Raw genomic sequence first — 20,769 nt, 5'->3', positions numbered from 1 at the left:
GATGCTATCACAGGCTGCAAACTGTGATAGCACCCCAGTGCGGCAGGGTGCGGTCAGTAGCGGTAGTGCTCCGACTTGAACGGGCCCTCGACGTCGACGTCGATGTACTCGGCCTGCTCCTTCGTCAGCTTGGTCAGCTCGCCGCCGAGGGCCTGGAGGTGGATGCGCGCCACCTTCTCGTCCAGCTTCTTCGGCAGGCGGTACACCTCCTTGTCGTACTCCTCGTGCTTGGTGAACAGCTCGATCTGCGCGATGACCTGGTTGGAGAAGGAGTTCGACATCACGAAGCTGGGGTGCCCGGTCGCGTTGCCCAGGTTCAGCAGCCGGCCCTCGGACAGCACCAGCACGCTGTGGCCGTCCGGGAAGACCCACTCGTCGACCTGCGGCTTGATGTTGATGCGGCGAATCCCGGGGTAGCGGGCGAGCCCGGCCATGTCGATCTCGTTGTCGAAGTGGCCGATGTTGCCCACGATCGTCTGGTGCTTCATCCGGGCCATGTGCTCGGCCATCACCACGTCCTTGTTGCCGGTCGTGGTGATCACGATGTCGGCCTCGGGCAGCGCCGACTCCAGCGTCTTGACCTGGTAGCCGTCCATCGCCGCCTGCAGCGCGCAGATCGGGTCGATCTCGGTCACGATCACCCGTGCGCCCTGGCCGGACAGCGACTCCGCCGCGCCCTTGCCGACGTCGCCGTAACCGCAGACCACCGCGACCTTGCCGCCGATCAGCACGTCGGTGCCGCGGTTGATGCCGTCGATCAGCGAGTGCCGGATGCCGTAGCGGTTGTCGAACTTCGACTTGGTCACCGAGTCGTTGACGTTGATCGCCGGGAACAGCAGCTCACCCGCCGCCGCCAGCTGGTACAGCCGCAGCACACCGGTGGTGGTCTCCTCGGTCACCCCGCGCACGCCCTGGCCGATCCGGGTCCACTTCTGCCCGTCCGCGGCGAGCGACGCCCGCAGCAGCTCGAGCACGACCTTCCACTCGTCGGAGTCGTTGTCGTCGGGCTGCGGCACGACGCCGGCCGCCTCGTACTGGGTGCCCTTGTGCACCAGCAGCGTCGCGTCGCCACCGTCGTCGAGGATCATGTTCGGACCCTCGCCGTCCCAGGTCAGCATCCGCTCGGTGCACCACCAGTACTCCTCCAGCGACTCGCCCTTCCAGGCGAACACCGGCACCCCCTGCGGCGCCTCCGGAGTCCCGTGCGGGCCCACCACGACCGCGGCCGCCGCGTGGTCCTGCGTGGAGAAGATGTTGCAGGACGCCCAGCGCACTTCGGCGCCGAGCGAAACCAGCGTCTCGATCAGCACCGCCGTCTGCACCGTCATGTGCAGCGAACCCGACACCCGCGCACCGCGCAGGGGGTTCACCTCCGCGTACTCACGGCGCAGCGCCATCAGCCCCGGCATCTCGTGCTCGGCCAGCCGGATCTCCTTGCGGCCGAACTCGGCCAACTCCAGATCCGCGACGGCGAATTCCACCCCGTTGCGGGTGTCGTGCCACTTCGCAACGCTTTCGGGGGTCATAGCGGCATTTCCTCCAACGATCGACTCCACCTGAACAGTACCGTTGTCCGTTCATCGCGGAACACCCGGAAAAGGAGACAGCCGACGTGCCGCTTCCTGGTCCCGACACCCGAGTGGTCGAACTACGCGTGCCGGGCCTGTCCGGCACCAGCGGCGAAGAGCTGCTGGACGCGGCCGGCACGGTGGAAGTCGCCGGGGACGGTGTGGGCCGGGTGATCCGCCCGTCGGACCGGCTGCGGCGCCCGGCGCCCGGTCCGGTGCTGCAGGCGCTCGGCCGCTCGGTCCCCCGCACCCTCGAGGGTTACCTGTGGAGCGGCATGACCTCCGGGGGCGCCACGAAGGCGGCGTGGGCGCTGCTGTTCCCGTTCTCGCTGGCCAACGTGGCGCACTGGATGCTGCCGCCGGTGCCGGACGGCAGCCGCGCGGCGGCCGCGCTGGGCGGGCTGTGCCGGGGTGTGCTGCGGATCGCCGCGCTGCTGCTGACGATGCTGCTCGTCGCGCAGGTCGCGGTCATCACGCTGGACCTGTTCGCCGCGCAGTGCCTGGCGCCCGGCCGCCGCTGCCTGACGTGGCTGCCGGAATGGCTGCGCGACGTCGAGCAGGTCCGCCTGACCGCGGGGCTGCTGCCTGCCGCGCTCGTGGTCCTCGTGTTGTTCCGGGTGTCCGGCACGAACTGGACCGTCCGGGCGCACACCCCGCCGCCGCCCGGGGACACGCTGCCCGGTGACGCGCTGCGCGGCGACACCGACTCGCCCGTGCTGCGCTGCGTGCACACCCTGGCGGCGCTGAGCACCGTCGCGCTGCTCGCCGTCGGCGGGCCGCTGCAGGTGCCCGGCGACGTCTTCGGGCGGCTGCTGTGGGCCGCGTCCCTGGTGCTCGCCGGGGTCGCGCTGGTCACGTCGGCGTCCGGGGTGCGGGACCTGCCGCGGTGGGCGCGCGGCGGGCTGCTGTGGGTGGCGGTCGCGCTGCTGGTCGCGGTCGGGGTGCGCGGCGCTGTGCCCACCGGGTCGGACGCGACCGTGGAAGGCGTCGGCGCGGCGCTGCTCGGCGCGTGGCTGGTGTTCGCGTTGCTGCTGGTCCCGGCGGCGCTGCTGGCCCGCAGGACCTGGCGCGAGCTGCCGAAGCGGCTGCGGCCGTGGGCGGGTGGCTGGGCGGCCGCGCCGGCGCTGGCGCTCGCGGCGCTGCTCGGCGGCGGGTTCGGCGCGGGCCTGGCGACTGGTCTGCGGCGGCTGGCCGGCGCGAGCGACCTGCGGCTGCCGGACAGCTACCGGCTGGTGACCGCGCTGTGGGGCGGCGGCCTGGTGCTGGCGATCGTGCTGGGCGTGCTCGGGTTCGCGGTGGCCGTGCCACTGCGGCGGCGGTCGCGCGGGATTCCCGGAGTCGTGCGGATGCTGCAATCTCCGGCGGACCAGCAGGCCGCCGCTGCCGCGTGGGCCCGGTCGGCCTGGGAACGGCGGCACCTGCACCACCTCGCGCTCGGCGTGATCGCGGGACTGTCGCTCGGCGCGGCCGCACTGTTGGTCGCCTGGTACGGCTTCGGCACGTTCCCCGGCTGGCTCGACCCGCTGTCCGCGGCCGGGGTGTTCGGGCTGGGCGTGCTGGCCGTCGGGTTGCTGCGGGTAGTCTACACCGCGGCCACGAAGCCAGGACGCAACCGGCACCTGGGCGCGCTGGCCGACCTCGTGTGCTTCTGGCCGCGGGCGGCGCACCCGGCGATCCCGCCGTGCTACGCGCTGAAGGTGGTGCCGGACCTCGCGGCCCGCGCGAAGGAACACCTGGCCGAGCCGAACACACGCGTCGTGCTGGGCGGGGAGAAGCTGGGCAGCGTGCTGGCAGTGATCGCGGCCGCACGGCTCGTGCACACGGTGTCCCCGGCGGACCGGGAACGGGTGGGCCTGCTCAGCGCCGGGTCACCGCTGCAGTGGGGGTACCAGCGGGCGTTCCCGGCGGTGCTGCCGCACGCCGCGCTCGCCACGCTGTACGGATCGCTGGACGGGCGGTGGCGCGGGCTGGCGCGCGGCACGGACATCTTCGGCGGCGGCGTGACCACCTGGCGGCACCAGGTCGACGGCGACAAGCTGACCGGCGAGGGCTACCTGCCGGACGGCGGCTGGGGCGCGCTGCCGCCGGCCGCGGCGGGCGCGACCGGCGTGCTCGTCCTTGGCGGGGACCACTGGCTGCCCGATCCGGTACATCCGCCCTCCGGCGCGCGCCGCTGGGCGGCCGGGGTGCTCGGGCACGCGGACTACCTGGTGGACCCGGAATGGGACCAGGCGGTGGCGATCGCGGCCGGCCTGGAGACACCGGGCAAACCGGCGCGCGGGGAGGCCGAGCAGGTTCCCCTGTTCCCCGACCTACCCCGGTTCCACCTGAACCTGGCTCGCTGACCGCGACGAAAAGGCCCCCTCCGCGCGGAGGGGGCCTTTTCGTCGCGGTCTAAGGCTTCGTCGGGTCGGCGCCTTCCACCGGCATCGGCGACTCGGTCGCGCCGCGCTTGCCGAGCAGGGAGTGGCGGCGGCTGTAGGCGAAGTAGATGACCACGCCGAGCACCATCCAGGCCAGGAACCGCAGCCAGGTCAGCACCGTCAGGTTCAGCATCAGCCACAGGCACGCCAGGATCGCGAGGATCGGCACCACCGGCACCCACGGCACCCGGAACGCGCGCGGCAGGTCCGGCCGCGTCCGGCGCAGCACCAGCACGCCCGCCGACACCAGCACGAACGCGAACAGCGTGCCGACGTTGACCATCTCCTCCAGCTTGTCCGCCGGGAAGAACGTGGCCGCCACCGCGACCAGCAGGCCGACCAGCATGGTCGCGCGCGCCGGGGTGCCCCGCTCGCTCGTGCGGGCCAGCGAGCGCGGCAGCAGACCGTCGCGCGACATCGCGTACAGCACCCGGACCTGGCCGAGCATCAGCACCATCACCACGGTGGTCAGGCCGGCCAGCGCGCCGATCGAGATGACGTTCGCCGCCCAGTTGACGCCGTTCGCGGCGAACGCGGTCGCCAGGGTCTTGTGGCTGCCGTCGCCCGCGTCGGTGGCCAGGTCGGTGTAGGGCACCATGCCGACGACCACGAGCGACACGGCCACGTACAGCACGGTGACGATCGCCAGCGAACCGAAGATGCCGCGCGGCACCGAGCGCTGCGGGTTCTTCGTCTCCTCCGCCGTGGTGGCCACGATGTCGAAGCCGATGAACGCGAAGAACACCAGCGAGGCGCCTGCCAGCAGACCGAACAGGCCGAACGAGCTGCTCGCCCCGCCCGCGATGACCGAGAACAGCGACTGGTCGACGCCCGACTCACCGCTGGCCGCAGGCGCACCCGGCGGGATGTAGGGCGAGTAGTTGGCGCCCTTGACGTAGAACAGGCCGAGCACGATCACGAACAGCACGATGCCGACCTTGATCGCGGTGATCACCATGGACACCCGGGACGACAGCTTGGTGCCGATCGTCAGCACCAGTGCCAGCGCGAGCACCAGGATCAACGCGCCCCAGTCGACGGTGACGCCGCCGATGTCGAACGTCGTCTTCGCGCCGTCGCCGAAGATGTAGCCCAGCACCGTCTCCAGGTACACCGACCAGCCCTTGGACACCGCGGCCGCGCCGACGGCGAGCTCCAGCACCAGGTCCCAGCCGATGATCCAGGCCATGAACTCGCCGAACGTCGCGTACGAGAACGTGTACGCGCTCCCGGCGACCGGCACCGTCGAGGCGAACTCGGCGTAGCACAGCGCGGCGAGACCACACGCGATCGCGGCGAACACGAAGGCCAGCGACACCGACGGTCCGGCGTAGTCGCCCGCCGTGCGCGCGGTCAGCGTGAAGATACCAGCGCCGATCACGACCGCGACCCCGAACACCGTCAGGTCCCACGCCGACAGGTTGCGCCGCAACCTGGTGTCCGGCTCGTCGGTGTCCTTAATGGACTGCTCGATCGACTTCGTGCGCCACAGCCCGTTACCTGGCAAGGGTGTCTCCTCCCGGTGTCCTGGGTCTCAGGTCCGGTTGGCCACCCTAACGCGAACGGGTGAGGCGAGCGAATCGGAGGTCAGACGAGCTGACGGTCCAGGTCCGGCTCCAGGTAGATCAGCCGCGCGGACGGCACCCGCTCGCGCACCCTGGCCTCGGCGGCGTCGATCTCGCCCGCCACTTCGGAGAGCTCCAGGCGCGGGGCGAGCGCGAGCTTCGCGGCGACCAGCAGCTCGTCCGGGCCGAGGTACTGGGTGCGGATGTGGATGACGCGGTCGACGCGGCCGCCGGTCAGGGCCTCGCAGATGCTGTCCAGCTCGCGGTCGGTGGCGCCCTCGCCGATCAGCAGGCTCTTCATCTCGACGATCAGGATGATCGCGATGATGCCGAGCAGGACACCGATCATCACGGTGCCGATGCCGTCCCACACCGGCTCGCCGGTCACCTCGGACAGCCCGACGCCGATCAGCGCGAAGACCAGGCCGAGCAGCGCGCCGGTGTCCTCCAGCAGCACGACCGGCAGCTCCGGCGTGCGCGACTGGCGGATGAACTGCCACCACGTCGCGTCGCCCTTGATCTTGCGCGACTCCCCGATGGCCGTGACGAACGAGTAGGTCTCCAGGCCGATCGCGACGACCAGGATGCCGACCGCGACCAGCGGGCTGGTCAGCGGCTCCGGGTGCTCGATCTTGTGGATGCCCTCGTAGAGCGCGAACGCCGAGCCGAGCGTGAACAGCATCAGCGCGACCACGAACGACCAGAAGTACCGCTCCCGGCCGAAGCCGAACGGGTGCTCCCGGGTGGCCCGCCGCCGCGCCTGGCGCTGGCCGAGCAGAAGCAGGCCCTGGTTCGACGTGTCGGCGACCGAGTGCACGGACTCGGCGAGCATCGACGACGACCCCGTGATCAGGAACCCGACGAACTTCGCCACCGCGATCCCGGCGTTGGCGCCGAGTGCCGCGAGGATCGCCTTCGTTCCGCCACTTGCCGACACGCTGACCCCCTGTGAGTCTTACCCGTTTTGTCGCGATGAGCCTAAGGCCAACGGGTTCACCGCAGCAGAGGGAGCCCGCCGACCAGTTTGTCGATCTTGTTCCGCGGCCCCACCAGGCTCACGGCGTAGTACTCGAAGGCCTCCTCGTCGGTACCCGCCATGGCCTCGGTGTACTCCACGTAGGACCGGCTGGCCTGCGCGTGCTTGGACATGTCGGCGACGAAGATCCCCTCGCGGTTGGCGGCCTTCGTGCGGATCTGCAGCAGCTTCGCGGCGTCGGCGGCCAGGATCGAGCAGCCGGTCCACGGCAGCCCCGCGTGCGGGCGGGCGGAGGCGTCCTCGACCTGCGGGCCGACCAGGGCGGGCAGGACTTTGCCGACCGCGGCGCCGAGGCACGCGGTCGCGTTCGCGACGAGACCCGGCCCGAGCGACGGGTCGGCGACGATCACCCACTTGACCTTCGCGGTGCGAGTGGTGGCGTCGAGCTGGACTTCAACCTGAGGATCTGTGGTCACGAGCGCACAAGCTAGGCAAAGATGTGCGAGTCAGCCAGCAAGTCCGAACTTAATTCGACGGGAGGCCCGTTTTGGCGCGATTGGACGAACTTGATCAGGCGTTGCTGCGGGAACTGCAGCGCGACGGACGGCGCACCAACCGCGAGCTGGCCGCCGCGACCGGGGTTTCGCCATCCACGTCGCTGGAGCGCGTCCGGGCCTTGCGGGAACGCGGCGTGATCCGCGGCTACAACGTCGACCTCGACCTGGCCGAGATCGGCCGCCCGGTGCAGGCGCTCATCGCCGTCCGGGTGCGCCCGCCGTCCCGGCCGGTCATCGATGCCTTCCGGGAATGGGTGACCCTGCTGCCCGAGACGCTGGGCGTGTTCGTGGTCTCCGGCGGCGAGGACTTCCTCGTGCACGTGGCGGTGCCGGACAACGACGCCCTGTACGCGTTCGTCATCGACCGCCTCACGCAGCGCAAGGAAGTGGCCGACGTGCGGACCAGTGTCGTCTACGAGCACATCCGCAGCCGTGTGATCGACCCGGCCTAGCGGTCGCGGAGCAGAGCCACCCCGTCGCCGTCGAGCTCGTCGCAGTACGCCGTGCGACCGGTCATCGCCATGATCAGCGACAGGGTGGGTCCGGTGACCAGCGGACCGGAGCCGGTCGCGAACGGTCCGTCGGTGGCCGCCAGCCGCAACCCGCTCGCGCGGCTCTTCGCGACGACGACGAGGTCGGAGCCCGCGTAGTACTCGGCCAGCCGGGTCAGCACCGGTTCCGGGTGATCCCGCCGCAGTCCGAGCGGCCGCCGGATGTCCTCGCCGTGCACCACCGCTTCACCGAGCAGGGCGATCACCGGCAGCGGCGGCTTGGTCGTGCTGCCGACGACCCGGCGGAAGCGCGCGAGCGTGTCGGCCGGCGCGTCGCCGAGGTGCTCGGCCAGCCGCACCGCCACCTGCTGGTCGAAGTCGAAACGGCAGCGGATCACCCCCGCCAGCCACCGCACGGGCGTCAGGCTCGCCGACGCGGTGAGGTGGGCGAGCACCTCGCGCACCGACAGGCCGGCGCACAGCGACGGCGTCGCCCACTGCCCATCGGTCAGGTCGGCGAGGTCATCCGCGAGTGCCGCCCGCTCGGCGTGCACCAGTGGCCACAAGTTTCCGGTCATGCCGCATACGACCGCTCCGGCGCGCCGGAATCATCGCTACAGGCAGCCCGAGGTGGCGCGGAACAACTGCGTCCGGCCGCTCTCCGCGGGGTGCACGGCGACCGCCGGGTCCGAAGCCGGCACCCACACCGACTGCCCGCGGCGCAGCTCGATCTCCTGGCCGCTCTCCGCCTTGATCCGCACCGAACCCTGCGTGCACAGCAGGATCTGCGGCTTGCCGTTGTCGACGCGCAGCGAACCGGTCTCGCCGGCGTCCCACTCGCACCGCGACAGCTCGAACTCCGGCGCGTCGGTCGTGTACACCTCGCCGCAGGCGGACGGCTCACCACGCAGGATCGGCATGTCCGCGCAGGTGAAGTCGACGACGCGGAGCAGCTCGGGCACGTCCACGTGCTTCGGCGTGAGCCCGCAGCGCAGGATGTTGTCCGAGTTCGCCAGGATCTCCACGGCCGTGCCGTGCAGGTACAGGTGCAGGTTCCCGGCAGGCAGGTAGATCGCCTCGCCCGCGCTCAGCGTCAGCCGGTTCAGCAGCAGCGCGGCCAGCACACCGGCGTCCCGCGGGTGCGCCTCGCCCAGCTCGAGGATCGTGCGGCACTCGACGTCGAACTCGCCGTGGTCCTTCACGTGCAGCACGCACGCGTCGAGCACCTCGGGCAGCAGCTCGTCCAGCACCGGCTGCGGCAGCGTGATCCACGTGGTGAACAACGCGCGCAGGCCGTCGGAATCCGGCTGGGCGGCCAGCAGCTCGGTGTACTTCGCCAGACCGGGGGTCTCGATGGCGCGCAGCAGCTCCACCGTGCGCTCCGGCTTGCGGAAGCCCGCCAGCGCGTGGAACTCGGTCAGCGCGCACACCAGTTCCGGCTTCGCGGTCGGGTCCGGGTAGTTCCGGTTCGGCGCGTCCCGCGGGATGCCGGCGGCCTCCTCGCGGGCGTAGCCCTCGGCCGACTGCTCGGCCGACGGGTGCGCCTGCATCGACAGCGGCTCCTCGACGGCGAGGATCTTCAGCAGGAACGGCAGCCGGTTGCCCCAGTGCTCGGCGCACTCCCGGCCCAGCTGGCCGAGCGGGTCGGCCTCGACGAGTTCCAGCAGGCTGCGCTCGTCGCCGTCCGGGCCGACGATGCGCGACGGGTCGCCGGGGTGGGCGCCCATCCACAGCTCCGCCTCCGGGTGCGGCGCGGGCACCTCGCGTCCCAGCAGCTCGGGGATGGTCGTCCGGGACCCCCAGGCGTAGGGCCGCACCGCATTGCGCAGCAGCTCCACTGTCTTCTCAACTCCTTGGCTCTTCCAACCCCTCGCCCGATTCCCGCGGGATCGGGCCCGAAACCGGCGTCACGCGGACGCGGGCTCGTAGTGCCCGCCACCACCCGTGGTGGCGGTCGCCAGCCCGAGGTAGACCGCGGCCAGCTCGAACCGTAGCGCGAGGACCCCGGCGCGCACGGGCTCGTCACCGACGATCTCGTCCGCTGGGGCGACCACTCCGGCCCCGGGAAGCGTATGCGAAGCGTCGTGGCGCGCCGCGTCGGCCGCCGGGCCGCTGTGCACCGCGAGCAGCAGCACCCGGTAGTTCGGCAGGTCGGTGTCGAAATCGGGGTCGGCGAAGATGTCCCGCTCGCCGGAGCTGCTCGCCGCGGCCTGACGCAGAGCGCGACGGGTCATCGCCTGCCGGTAGTCGGCGATGTCGGCGACGACCCCGGCGAACGAGCCCAGCGCGTAGCCGGCGTGCTGGGCGACCGCGACCGCGATCGGGTCCAGCCCCCACAGCAGCGGGATCCGGTCGGCGAGGCGCAAGGCGAGCGCCTTGGCGGGGTTGGCGAAGGAGTCGCGGCCGAGGTGGCCGCGCTCGGCCTCGGAGTCGAGCTGGTCGGCCAGCAACTGCACGTCGGCGACCAGCAGGCCGAGCGCGTTGGCGGTGAGCAGCCCGGCGGCGAGGCCGCGGGCGAAGGTCAGCTCGGGCGGCACCGGGACCCGCGGGACGAGCTGGACGCCCTTGCCCGCCAGCGACGCCGCGACCGGGCCCTCGTTCGGAGCGGACAGCACCACCGTCGCCCCGTACCGCGCGGCCCGCTCCACGCCTGCGGCCAGCTCGCGGTCGAACGGGTCGTCGGTGTGCGCGAAGACGACGTCGAGCGCCCCGATCCACGGCGGCACCGCCTCGCTGACCACGACCGGCGCCGGGCAGGCCGGCGCCAGCAGCGCGTACAGCAGACGCGCGACGCTCCGGCTCACCCCGGGACGGACGATGAGCACGAGCGCCCGCGGACGGCCGAGGTCGAGCCGGTCGGCCAGCTCGGCGTCCGCGGCGACCTCGGCGGTGGAGCGCACCTGGGCACCGGCCATCGCCGCCGCCCTCAGCAGTCCTGCGGTGTCGGCCTCCGCCAGGCGTGCGGGGTCGTCCAGGAGGGTGTCGTCAAGCACCGTCGGCACGGGACTCACCCGGGATCGTGGCCTCGTCGAGCAACAGCACCGGGATGCCGTCCCGGACCGGGTACTCGCGACCACAGGACGTGCACGTCAACGCGTCGGCCTCCGGATCGCTCGCCGTTCCGGGGCGGAGCGGCGCGTGGTCGTCGGACGGGCACGCCAGGATCTCCAGCAACTGGGCATCGAGCGTGACTGCCATGGAACCTCCCTAGCTGCGAACGATCGCGAGGACTTCGTCGGTCAGCGCGCGGACCGCGTCCTCGTCGGCGGCCTCGACGTTGAGCCGCAGCAGCGGCTCGGTGTTGGACGGGCGCAGATTGAACCACGCCTTGCCCGGCAGCTTCACCGTCAGGCCGTCCATCTCGTCGATCTCGACACCGGGACGGCTCGCGAACGCGTCCTTGACCGCGAGCTGCTTCGCGACCTGGTCGTCGACCGTCGAGTTGATCTCGCCGGACGCCGCGTAGCGCGAGTACGCGGCGGTCAGCTCGGACAGCGGCCGGTCCTGCTCGCCGAGCGCGGCCAGCACGTGCAGCGCGGCCAGCATGCCGGTGTCGGCGCGCCAGAAGTCGCGGAAGTAGTAGTGCGCGGAGTGCTCGCCGCCGAAGATCGCGCCGGTGGCGGCCATCTCCTGCTTGATGAACGAGTGCCCGACCCGGGTGCGCACCGGCTTGCCGCCGTGCTCGGCGACGATCTCCGGCACGGCCTGCGACGTGATCAGGTTGTGGATGATCGTGCCGCCCGGGTCCTTGGCCAGCTCGCGCACGGCGACCAGCGCGGTGATCGCGCTCGGCGACACCGGGTCACCGTTCTCGTCGACCACGAAGCAGCGGTCGGCGTCGCCGTCGAAGGCCAGGCCCGCGTCGGCGCCGACCTCGCGGACCTTGGCCTGCAGGTCAACCAGGTTCTTCGGGTCGAGCGGGTTGGCCTCGTGGTTGGGGAAGCTGCCGTCGAGCTCGAAGTACATCGGCACGATCTCGATAGGCAGGCCCTCGAAGACCGTCGGGACGGTGTGGCCGCCCATGCCGTTGCCCGCGTCGACAGCGATCTTCAGCGGGCGGCTGCCGGACAGGTCGACCAGCTTGCGCAGGTACGCGGCGTAGTCGGGGAGGACGTCCCGCTCGGTGACGCTGCCGGGCTGGCCGGCGAACTCCGGCACGCCCTGCTCGACGGTGTCGCGGATCTCGGCGAGCCCGGACTCCTGCCCCACCGGGGCGGCGCCCGCGCGGCAGAGCTTGATGCCGTTGTACTTGGCCGGGTTGTGGCTCGCGGTGAACATAGCGCCCGGCATGTTGAGCGACCCGGAGGCGAAGTAGAGCTGGTCGGTGCTGCACAGGCCGATCGACACGACGTCCAGGCCCTGCGAGGTGACACCCTCGGCGAACGCGGCGGCCAGGCCGGGCGACGACTCGCGCATGTCGTGGCCGATCACGACCGACGGCGATTCCGGCTTGATCAGCAGCGCGAAGGCGGCGCCGAAGTCCCGTACGAGGCCGGCGTCCAGCTGCTCGCCGACGACGCCCCGGATGTCGTAGGCCTTGACGATGGCCGACAGGTCTGACACGCGCTCTCCCCGAGAGTTGTCCATGGGCTGCGGATACCCGAGAGCCTACCGGGGGAACGCCGGGCGGATGTGGCGTGACCTACGAGATCGGGTCGGGCAGCACCCGCAGGTGGCCGCGACGGCCGGAGGGGCCCTCCGGTTCCGGCGGCGGGGCGGGCCTGTCGGACCGGCCCGCCTCCCGGACGGCCTCGGCGAGCGCCGTGAGCTCGTCGTCGGACCGGTCCGGGGCGGCGAACTCGCCCTCGTGCCGGACGACCTCCCACCCCCGGGGCGCGGTCAGGCGGAGCGCGTGCGCCTCGCACAGGTCGTAGGAATGCGGCTCGGACGCCGTCGCGAGGGGACCGACCACCGCGGTCGAATCGCTGTAGGCGTAGGTAAGCGTGGCGACGGCCGGGTTCAGGCACCCCGTTCGCGAACACTTTCGTACGCTCGACACGATCAGGGACGATAGCGCTTCCCCCTGACAAGTGCGCGCAGGCGCACCGGTGCGGGCCACCGACCGAGGCCAACGCGTAACCTTCCGGATGTGTCTATGGCTCGAAGTTCCCGGCATCGGCGGCGTGTCCGCCGGGACCGGCATGGCCGCGGGCTGCGCGGGCCGCTGTACCCGGCGACCCTGCCTGCCGCGGCCAGCCGCGCGGAGAAGTTCGACCAGCTCGTGCTCGACGCGCTCGAGCCGATCGAGGCCAGATGGCGGGACCAGCTGACCAAGCTCGACGTGGCGGTTGACGACGTGCCCGAGATCCGCGGCGCCGGGGGCCCGGTGGACGACGGGGTGCTCCACGACGGGGCGGTGCCGCTGTCCCGCCTGGTCCCGGCGGGTGTGGACCGCACCGGCCTGCCGACGCGCGCCCGGATCGTGCTGTACCGGCGGCCGCTGGAGGCGCGGGCCAAGGACCCCGGCGAACTGGCCGAACTCGTGCACGACGTGCTGGTCGAGCAGGTGGCGGGCTACCTGGGCGTCGAACCGGACATCATCGAGGGCGGCGAGTAGTTCCCGGGGCGGTGCCCGGAACGAGTGGTTTCCGGACCGTTGGTTCTCGAGTGGGCGCAGCAGCTCGCCGGCCCGCTGGATCGCTCAGGAGTGCGCCGGCTCCGCCGTCGGCTCCAGCGGGCGTGGTTCGCGCAGCCGGGTCGGCACCGCGGTCAGCAGGGTGAACAGCGCGGCCGCGATCTGGACCAGCAACAGCACGTCCCGCAGGGTCGACGGGTGCTCGAGCGTCACCTCGGCCTGGGTGGTCGGCACCGCGACCGCCACCTGGTGCCCCCACGCCGGCACGATCGGCACCGGCTTGCCGTCCACCTGCGCCCGCCAACCGTCCTCCTGCTCGGCGGCCAGCACCAGCAGCCGCCCCGGCACGCCCTCCGACACCCGCACCCGCACGTCCGGCAGCTGCGCGTCCACCGGCGTCACCCCGAGGGTGCTCGTCGGCGCCTGCGCGGTCACCGCCTGGCGCGCCACCCCGGGCGGGACCAGCACGACCTGCCCGCCCGGCTCCAGCAGCCGCAGCACCGGCCGCCCGTCGGAGGTCGGCGCGACCGACGACGCCAGGTCGCCTGCCATCGTGATGATGGGCCGCGGATCGGCGCCCGCCGGAAGCACCACGAACAACGCCCCGGACGCCGCGGCGCCGGACAGCGCGGCCCTGGTCCGGCCCGGCTCGGGGTCGGTCAGCGCGTCCTGCCACCCGGCCAGCCGGGCGGGCGTCGCCGCGCTCACCGCCAGCTGCTCGTCCCCGAACCGCGGCATCCGGCCGCCCGTCTGAAGCGCGGGCGCGTCCCCGGCGTCCAGCACCAGCACCGACCGCCCGGTGCGGGCCAGCTCGTCGGCCTGGTCCTGCGCCAGCGCCGGCCCGCCGCCGGAGTGCAGCGGCCCGCCGCTGCCCGCCACGACGACCCCGACGGCCAGCGCCACCAGCAGCACCGCGCCACCGGCGAGAAAGGGCTTTCCGACCGGGCCGCGGCACGCGGACAGCACGATCCACAACAGCCCGGCGCCGATGACCATGAGCGGCACCCCGGCGAAGCCCGGCGACACCGGCCCGCCCTGCAACGGCGCCACTTCCACGAGCCGCACGACCAGCAGCCCGGCGACGCCGAGCACCACCACGGCGAGCCCGGCCCCGGCAGCCCGGCTCGGGCGCACCGCGAACGCGATCACGGCCGCCAACAGCAACGCGAGCCCGGCAGGCCACGCCCCGGCGCCGCCCGGGTCCAGCCCGGCCAGGTCGACCGCGGTCACCGGATCGCCCGGCCCGCTCAGCCCGTGCAGCACCAGCGCCGGGTGGTTGACCAGCACGGTCGGCCACGGCATCAGCAACGCCAACGGCACCAGCACGACGATGACCACCGACGCGGCGCGCTTGAGCAGCGGCGCCGGCGAGGGCAGCACGACGAACCCGACGACCAGCCCGGCCAGCGCGAGCAGGTGCGCCAGCGGGGAGAACGCGCCGAGCAACGCCAGGCCGAGCGCGCACAGCGACGACGAGTGCAGCCACCGCTGCCCCGGATCGGCGAGCACGCCCGCGATGCCGGCGATCACCGGCGGCAGCAGGATGTGGGCGGCCACGACGTCGAGCCGGCCCTGCGACACCGCCGCGGTCGCGGCGGGCAGCAGCCCGTAGGCGGCGGCGATCACCGCCCGCACCCACGGCTGGACCGGCAACCGCCGCGTAGCGAAGAACGCCGACACCCCGGCGAGCGGAGCGTCGGCGATCATCAACAACGACACGAACCCGTGCGGCGTGAACACCGCACCGAAGGTGCCGAGCACGGCCAGCGCGGCCGGCGCGGCGCTCGCGGTGCCGCCGTCCACGGCGTGCCAGCCCGCGAGGTAAGCCGACCAGACCTCGCTCAGCGAACCGGCTTCGAGGAGCCGTCCGCCTGCGAGGTCGAACCCCAATCGTCCCGCGTTCACCGACAGCCCCAGCGCGGCGAGCACCACGAAAACGCCCGCCACCGGGGCGATCCTGGCCACCTTCGAGGTCCTGTCCGGGACGTTCACGTTGTCGGGCAAGGCTTCTCCAGTGGGCGGCGGCGATCGGTGAGGATCTTTGCCGCGCCAGCCTAGCTGAGCCGACCGTGACTCCACGCACCCGCACGAGCACGCGGAGACCTGTCACCTCGTTGTGAAGCAGGCGTTAAATTCCCTTACACAGCCCGCTTTTTGAGCTTCCGACGCTCCCGTTCGGACAGACCACCCCAGATGCCGAAGCGCTCGTCGTGGGCCAGCGCGTACTCCAGGCATTCGCCCTTCACTTCGCAGCCCTGGCAAATCCGCTTCGCCTCACGGGTCGAGCCGCCCTTCTCCGGGAAGAACGCCTCTGGATCGGTCTGCGCGCACAGTGCGCGGTCCTGCCACTCGGGGGGCTCGTCGTTGTCGAAGAGGTCGACGAGCTCGCCCAGCTCCACCTCCGGGCCTTCTCGCCACTCCACGACGTTCCCCCAATCCCTTCCGTCGGATTCCAACCGCACGTCCGCCTCCTCTGCTTCCACGCACTCCCCAGGCTGGCGGTCTTGCATCGCCGTCACCGTCGCCCCCTTGCAGCAACGAATAACAGCACTGTGATTACACCTGTGTAATGAGGCTAGGTCAAGCGGAGTAGCGAGGTTGGGGGATGCTTCTGCCCCGTCGCGCAAGCGGACACGCCGAACATCAACTCGCCAGGATGCGACAGACTGGACCCCGTGCAACGATCCGCGGTCCGACCAAGTCCTGTCTTCTTCGGCATTCTCGCACTCACCGTAGTGGGTGGCCTACTGGCCGCGTTCGGTGACGCGAGCACACTGCTCACTTCCGACCAAGACCCGATGGTGGTAGCCGGCGTCTTCATCCTCGTGATCGCCGGCTGGGTGCTCTCACTCACGCTGCACGAGTTCGGGCACGCCTTCGTCGCCTTCAAGGGCGGCGACTACGAGGTGGCCTCGAAGGGCTACCTGTCGATGGACGTCCGGCACTACACCGATCCGGTGCTGTCGATCGTGCTGCCGCTCGTCTTCCTGCTCATCGGCGGCATCCCGCTGCCCGGTGGCGCGGTGTGGATCAACCGCTGGGCGCTGCGCACCCGCGGGGTCGCGTCCTGGGTGTCGCTCGCCGGGCCGCTGTCCAACCTGCTGATCGGCATCGTGCTGACCGTGGTCGTGATGCTGGTGCCGATGCCGGCCGGCCTGCTGGTCGGCCTGTCGTTCCTGGCGCTGCTGCAGATCGCGACGTTCGTGCTGAACATCCTGCCGGTGCCCGGGCTCGACGGCTACGGCGCCATCGAGCCGTACCTGTCACCGGACGCGCGCGAGTTCGGCGCGAAGGCGCGGCCGTGGGCGCCGCTGGTCCTGTTCGCACTGCTGTTCGCGGTTCCCGCGGTGGGCGACGCGTTCTGGGACCTGGTCACGTTCATCTACGGAGCGGTCGGCGGCGACGACATCGCGGCGGCGGTCGGCCAGTACACCTTCCTGTTCTGGCGCCACTGAGGTTCAGGCCGCGCGGGCGAGCCACTCGTCCGCGCGGCGCACGACCCGCTTCAGCCCGCTGCGCTCGCCGAGGTAGTCGCCGACCATGCCGACCACCGGCAGCATCCCGACGGCCCGGTGGTAGAACCGGCCGTGCGGCCGCTTCTCCAGCTCGTCGGTGATGGCCAGGAGCGAGCGGCCCATGCGCCACAGCGTCTTGCCTGCCGACTTCAGCGTGATCCGGCGCGGTCGCTGCTCCACCTGGGAGAACTCGCCCGCCAGCTTGGCGGTCTCGGCGTCCTCGTCGGCGGCGTCGAAGTCCTCGTTCTTGCCCGCGGCGAGCGCCGGGTCGATGTCGCGCTGGAAGAGCACCCAGGCGGCCAGCCGGACCTTCTCGCCGACGTCGCGGATGCCGTACTCCTCCGCGATGGCGGTCAGCAGCAGGGCCTGCGTGGCCGTGCCGAGCGCGTCCTGCACCGGCAGCCGGTCGGCGAGCGCGCCGCCCAGCCCGGGGATCGAGGTGACCAGCGACGTCAGCCTGCCGAGGCGGTTGACCCACCAGTCGATGTGGCCGTCGCGGTCGGTCGCCTCCCACGCGGCCGATCCCGGCACCCGCACCGAAGCCAGGCCCTCCAGGCGGCCCGGCGTGCGCAGCGCGAGCAGCACCGGGCCGGACGCGCGCACGACCGGGCGCAGCACGCCGACGACCTGACGATCGGAAATCGCTTCACCCACGGCTGGCAGCACCCTTCTTCGGCGGTACGGCGAGCGCGCCGCCGAGGCTCATGGCCGCCGGCAGTGCCCCGCCGGCGATGAGCAGCAACGCTCGCCAGTCCTGCAGCAACACGAGATCCCCGCCGGGCCCGAACAGCCCGACGATCACTATCACCAGTACCCACGCGACGAGCGGCGCAAACGCCGCGCGCGGCGCCACCAGCCGCCCGGCCAGCCGCACGAGCAGCGGGGTGGTGAGGGCCGCGACGAGCACGGTCACCGGGAACGGGATGGTCCCGCCCACGTACAGCGGCAGGAAGAACAGTTCGAGCACGGCCAGCAGGGCCGCGTCGAGCACCAGCAGCACCAGCAGCAGCCTGGACACCTACAGCCCTCCGAACAGGTCGCGCTCCGCGCCCTCCGCCGGGCCGCGCACAAGCACATAGTGCTCGACCTCGTCGATGGGCTGCGCGATGCCGTTGGACAACGCGAACGCCGGCGGCCGCACGCTGATCTGCGTCTCGTGGGCGGCCAGCGCCGCGATCTTGGCGTCGAGGTGGTCGCGCACGTCGATGGCGGTGGTGATCTCCTCGTCCGGGGTGACCGGGAGCTCGCCGTCGGCGGGCAGCCGCCACGGCAGCCCGGGCTCCGCACGCAGGCGCGCGACCCCGCGGGCGAGCGCGTCGCGCGAGGCGGCGATGTGGAAGACCCGCCGCACGTAGGGGGCGTCCTCGACGGCGAGCATGGTTACTGCGTGTGCCCGGATGTGGTCCGGGTGCCCATACCCTCCGAAGTCGTTGTAGGTCACCACCACATGGGGCCGCGTCTCGTCGAGAACGGCCCGCAGCTGGGCGGCCTGCTCACGTGGATCTCCTCCGGAAAACGCCCGCGGGTGGTCGGCCGACGGCGTGCCGGCCATGCCCGAATCGCGCCAGCGCCCGATACCCCCCAGATAACACTGCCGGGTCAACCCGAGCGCCCGGACGGCGGAGGCCAGTTCCCCCGCTCGGTAGCCCCCGAGCTGGTCCCCCGCCCACGCCCCGAGCTGGTCGAGCCGCTTCGGGATGATCTCCCCCTCCTCACCGAGTGTGCAGGTCACGAGGGTCGTCTCGACCCCTTCGGCGGCGTAGCGGGCGATGGTCCCGCCGGTGGTGATGCTCTCGTCGTCCGGGTGGGCGTGGACGAGCAGGAGCCTGCGTGCGGAGGTAGCGGTCACGACTTCAGGTTAATTAGAAGATTGTGTGGCGTTCCTGTCACAGGCGTATGACTAGTCCTTTCGTGGGGTCCACAAAGTGGGACGCGTCGGTTATTCTCCCCCGAGCTACGCACCGCGCCGTAGCAGGGGAAATCCAAGAAGGGGTGCCCGTGCACCGAGATCCGGTGGGCAGGACCTGCGGCCACGAACGGCGACTCTCGTCACCCGTTCGAGTTAGGGACCGCGCGTCACTGTTCCATCACAATCTCACGCTGAGTGGCCGTCTCGGCTGTTCCGCTGCCTAGGTTGCACGATTACGGTGGGCAAACTCGATCACCTCGACAGTTCGCCGCCACAGGACGAGGCCGCCTCGCTACCCACGACGGCGTCGAGCAAGGAGAATGAATGTTAGGGAAGACCAAGTCACGTGCCGCCAGAATCGGCGCGCTCGCCGCGACCGCCGCGCTGGTCCTCGCCGCGTGTGGCGGCGGCGGTGGTGACAACAGCGGTGTGCAGACCGGACAGGCCTTCGCCGAGTGCGACGCCAACGCCAACGCGTGCAACTCGGCCGCCGCTGACCAGCTGCAGGACGGCGGTGACGTCACCTTCGCGATCGAGAAGAACATCCCGAACTGGAACGTCACGTCCGGTGAGGGCAACGTCTTCGAGACCGGCATGGTGACCAAGGGCATCTTGCCCTACACCTTCTACACGACGCCGGACCTCAAGCCGACGCTGGCGACGGACTTCGTGACCTCGGCCGACATCACCAGCACGAACCCGCAGACGGTGGTCTACAAGATCAACCCGAAGGCCGTGTGGTCCGACGGCACGCCGATCACGGCGGACGACTTCATCTACAACTGGAAGGTCCAGAACGGCAAGGACTGCCCGGACTGCGCCCCCGCCAGCACCTCCGGTTACGACCGGATCGCCTCGGTCGTGGGCTCGGACAACGGCAAGACGGTCACCGTGACCTTCACCAACCCGTTCACCGACTGGAAGGTCCTGTGGAGCTCGACCGGTGCGATGTACCCCGCGCACCTGGCCGCCCAGCACGGTGACCTGAACACCCCGGCCGGCCTGGCCGAGTCGTACAAGTGGTTCGGCGAGACGGTTCCGACCTGGTCCGGCGGCCCGTGGAAGATCGACAACTTCCAGAACAACGTGTCGATCACCATGGTGCCGAACCCCGCGTGGTGGGGCGCCAAGCCGAAGCTGTCGCGCGTGATCTTCCGGATCATCACCGACGCCTCGCAGGAGCCGACGGCCCTGCAGAACAACGAGGTCCAGGTCATCTACCCGCAGCCGCAGGTCGACCTGGTCAACCAGGTGCGCAACATCCCGAACGTGTCCTCCTACATCGGCCTCGGCCTGACCTGGGAGCACTTCGACTTCAACCTGAAGAACCCGGCGCTGGCCAACAAGGCGCTGCGTCAGGCGCTGTACACCGCGGTCGACGTCCAGGGCATCATCGACAAGACCGTCGGCCAGTTCACCGACAAGGTGAAGCCGCTGCAGAACCACAACTTCATGCCGGGCCAGGAGGGCTACAAGGACGTCATCTCGTCCACCGGCCAGGGCACGGGTGACATCAACAAGGCGAAGCAGATCCTCACCGAGGCCGGCTACAAGCTGCAGGGCGACCAGCTGATCGACCCGAGCGGCGCGCCGGTGCCCGCCCTGCGGATGCGCTACACCGTGGGCAACCAGATCCGCCAGAACGAGTGCGAGCTGTTCCAGCAGGCCGCGAGCCAGCTGGGCGTCAAGGTGGACATCATCCCCACCGACGACCTCGGTGACACCACCAGCAACGGCGACTTCGACGTGATCGTGTTCGCGTGGGTCGCCTCGCCGTTCCCGTTCTCCGGTGCGCAGCAGAACTGGACCACCGGTTCGGAGAGCAACTACGGCGAGTACAGCAACACCCAGGTCGACAACCTGATCGCGCAGGCCAACGCCGAGACCGACCAGGCGAAGGCGTCGGAACTGCTCAACCAGGCCGACCAGATCATGGCCGACGACGCGTACGTGCTTCCGCTGTACCAGAAGCCGACCTTCATCGCGTCGTACGACAACATCGCCAACATCCGCAACAACTCGACCCTCGACGGGCCGGTCTACAACATGCAGGAATGGGGCATCCGGAAGGGCTGACCAGCCGAGCCGGAGTACATTACTGAGAAGTAATTCGGTGGGGGAGGCCGGCGACGCCGGTCTCCCCCACCCCCTAACCGCACGAAACCACCACAACTAGACAGGTCGCGCCGC

20 protein-coding genes are annotated in these 20,769 nt (G+C 71.2%); 5 read left to right on the top strand and 15 right to left on the bottom strand.

Translation table 11 applies throughout. The features are described 5' to 3' along the window. Positions 1–53 precede the first annotated feature (53 nt). Complete coding sequence (gene ahcY, locus AMYTH_RS0135180) at positions 54–1,526, bottom strand: adenosylhomocysteinase (protein WP_017984727.1); 1,473 nt, start codon at positions 1,524–1,526, stop codon at positions 54–56. Between the two features lie 86 nt (positions 1,527–1,612). Between ahcY and AMYTH_RS0135175 the strand changes: the two genes are divergently transcribed. Then, the gene (locus tag AMYTH_RS0135175) at positions 1,613–3,913 is read left to right on the top strand and encodes a hypothetical protein (RefSeq protein WP_051362909.1); all 2,301 of its coding nucleotides are present in this window, start codon (positions 1,613–1,615) and stop codon (positions 3,911–3,913) included. A gap of 49 nt (positions 3,914–3,962) precedes the next feature. Here AMYTH_RS0135175 and AMYTH_RS0135170 read toward each other — a convergent pair whose 3' ends face one another. The 3 genes from AMYTH_RS0135170 to AMYTH_RS0135160 all read right to left on the bottom strand — a co-directional run bounded on the left by AMYTH_RS0135170 (position 3,963) and on the right by AMYTH_RS0135160 (position 7,008). Continuing rightward, positions 3,963–5,498 (bottom strand): amino acid permease, encoded by a 1,536-nt coding sequence (locus AMYTH_RS0135170; RefSeq protein ID WP_027934151.1) that lies wholly within the window; start codon positions 5,496–5,498, stop codon positions 3,963–3,965. Positions 5,499–5,578: 80 nt separating this feature from the next. Continuing rightward, a complete protein-coding gene (locus AMYTH_RS0135165) occupies positions 5,579–6,493 on the bottom strand; it encodes a cation diffusion facilitator family transporter (RefSeq protein WP_027934150.1) in 915 nt (304 codons plus the stop codon). Between the two features lie 56 nt (positions 6,494–6,549). Then, positions 6,550–7,008, bottom strand: a complete 459-nt coding sequence (locus AMYTH_RS0135160) for a DUF2000 domain-containing protein (RefSeq protein WP_027934149.1) — start codon at positions 7,006–7,008, stop codon at positions 6,550–6,552. A gap of 80 nt (positions 7,009–7,088) precedes the next feature. On the opposite strand from AMYTH_RS0135160, the gene AMYTH_RS0135155 reads away from it, so the two are divergent. Continuing rightward, a complete protein-coding gene (locus tag AMYTH_RS0135155) occupies positions 7,089–7,541 on the top strand; it encodes an Lrp/AsnC family transcriptional regulator (protein WP_017984732.1) in 453 nt (150 codons plus the stop codon). Here AMYTH_RS0135155 and AMYTH_RS0135150 read toward each other — a convergent pair. From AMYTH_RS0135150 to AMYTH_RS0135125, 6 genes are all read right to left on the bottom strand, one after another. After that, a complete protein-coding gene (locus tag AMYTH_RS0135150; RefSeq protein WP_027934148.1) occupies positions 7,538–8,158 on the bottom strand; it encodes a maleylpyruvate isomerase family mycothiol-dependent enzyme in 621 nt (206 codons plus the stop codon). The genes AMYTH_RS0135155 and AMYTH_RS0135150 overlap by 4 nt on opposite strands. Positions 8,159–8,194: 36 nt before the next feature. Then, positions 8,195–9,418, bottom strand: coding sequence for a mannose-6-phosphate isomerase, class I (manA, locus tag AMYTH_RS0135145; protein WP_017984733.1), 1,224 nt, complete (start codon positions 9,416–9,418; stop codon positions 8,195–8,197). Between the two features lie 69 nt (positions 9,419–9,487). Then, complete coding sequence (locus tag AMYTH_RS0135140) at positions 9,488–10,582, bottom strand: hypothetical protein (RefSeq protein WP_017984734.1); 1,095 nt, start codon at positions 10,580–10,582, stop codon at positions 9,488–9,490. Further along, positions 10,566–10,778 (bottom strand): Trm112 family protein, encoded by a 213-nt coding sequence (locus AMYTH_RS0135135; RefSeq protein WP_027934147.1) that lies wholly within the window; start codon positions 10,776–10,778, stop codon positions 10,566–10,568. The genes AMYTH_RS0135140 and AMYTH_RS0135135 overlap by 17 nt, the downstream gene beginning before the upstream one ends. A 9-nt stretch (positions 10,779–10,787) precedes the next feature. Further along, positions 10,788–12,143 (bottom strand): phosphomannomutase/phosphoglucomutase, encoded by a 1,356-nt coding sequence (locus AMYTH_RS0135130; protein WP_027934146.1) that lies wholly within the window; start codon positions 12,141–12,143, stop codon positions 10,788–10,790. 79 nt (positions 12,144–12,222) lie between these two features. After that, positions 12,223–12,579, bottom strand: a complete 357-nt coding sequence (locus AMYTH_RS0135125) for a DUF3499 domain-containing protein (protein WP_084022740.1) — start codon at positions 12,577–12,579, stop codon at positions 12,223–12,225. 96 nt (positions 12,580–12,675) lie between these two features. Between AMYTH_RS0135125 and AMYTH_RS0135120 the strand changes: the two genes are divergently transcribed. Further along, positions 12,676–13,137: a metallopeptidase family protein gene (locus AMYTH_RS0135120; RefSeq protein ID WP_017984738.1), complete on the top strand. Its 462-nt coding sequence runs from the start codon at positions 12,676–12,678 to the stop codon at positions 13,135–13,137. A gap of 84 nt (positions 13,138–13,221) precedes the next feature. On the opposite strand, the gene AMYTH_RS0135115 is transcribed toward AMYTH_RS0135120, so the two are convergent. Together AMYTH_RS0135115 and AMYTH_RS0135110 are read right to left on the bottom strand one after the other, a co-directional pair. After that, complete coding sequence (locus tag AMYTH_RS0135115; RefSeq protein ID WP_027934144.1) at positions 13,222–15,159, bottom strand: hypothetical protein; 1,938 nt, start codon at positions 15,157–15,159, stop codon at positions 13,222–13,224. 134 nt (positions 15,160–15,293) lie between these two features. Continuing rightward, positions 15,294–15,617, bottom strand: a complete 324-nt coding sequence (locus tag AMYTH_RS0135110) for a WhiB family transcriptional regulator (protein WP_026153473.1) — start codon at positions 15,615–15,617, stop codon at positions 15,294–15,296. A gap of 213 nt (positions 15,618–15,830) precedes the next feature. Between AMYTH_RS0135110 and AMYTH_RS0135105 the strand changes: the two genes are divergently transcribed. Next, positions 15,831–16,610 carry a site-2 protease family protein gene (locus AMYTH_RS0135105; RefSeq protein WP_027934143.1) on the top strand — a complete coding sequence of 260 codons (780 nt, stop codon included), beginning with the start codon at positions 15,831–15,833 and terminating at the stop codon, positions 16,608–16,610. Between the two features lie 3 nt (positions 16,611–16,613). Here AMYTH_RS0135105 and AMYTH_RS0135100 read toward each other — a convergent pair whose 3' ends face one another. Genes AMYTH_RS0135100 through mshB form a run of 3 tightly spaced genes read right to left on the bottom strand, consistent with a single transcriptional unit; the run spans position 16,614 to position 18,519 of the window. After that, the gene (locus AMYTH_RS0135100; protein ID WP_027934142.1) at positions 16,614–17,324 is read right to left on the bottom strand and encodes a hypothetical protein; all 711 of its coding nucleotides are present in this window, start codon (positions 17,322–17,324) and stop codon (positions 16,614–16,616) included. Then, the gene (locus tag AMYTH_RS0135095; RefSeq protein WP_020422288.1) at positions 17,317–17,688 is read right to left on the bottom strand and encodes a hypothetical protein; all 372 of its coding nucleotides are present in this window, start codon (positions 17,686–17,688) and stop codon (positions 17,317–17,319) included. Before AMYTH_RS0135095 ends, AMYTH_RS0135100 begins: the two co-directional genes overlap by 8 nt. After that, the gene (gene mshB / locus AMYTH_RS0135090; RefSeq protein WP_027934141.1) at positions 17,689–18,519 is read right to left on the bottom strand and encodes an N-acetyl-1-D-myo-inositol-2-amino-2-deoxy-alpha-D-glucopyranoside deacetylase; all 831 of its coding nucleotides are present in this window, start codon (positions 18,517–18,519) and stop codon (positions 17,689–17,691) included. Between the two features lie 384 nt (positions 18,520–18,903). Here mshB and AMYTH_RS0135085 point away from each other — a divergent pair, with 384 nt between their 5' ends. Further along, positions 18,904–20,655, top strand: coding sequence for an ABC transporter family substrate-binding protein (locus AMYTH_RS0135085; protein WP_027934140.1), 1,752 nt, complete (start codon positions 18,904–18,906; stop codon positions 20,653–20,655). The last annotated feature ends 114 nt before the right edge of the window (positions 20,656–20,769 follow it).

It is taken from the genome of Amycolatopsis thermoflava N1165, from assembly GCF_000473265.1.
Taxonomy (GTDB): Bacteria; Actinomycetota; Actinomycetes; order Mycobacteriales; family Pseudonocardiaceae; genus Amycolatopsis_E; species Amycolatopsis_E thermoflava.
This window is presented reverse-complemented; position numbering and strand designations above follow the sequence as displayed.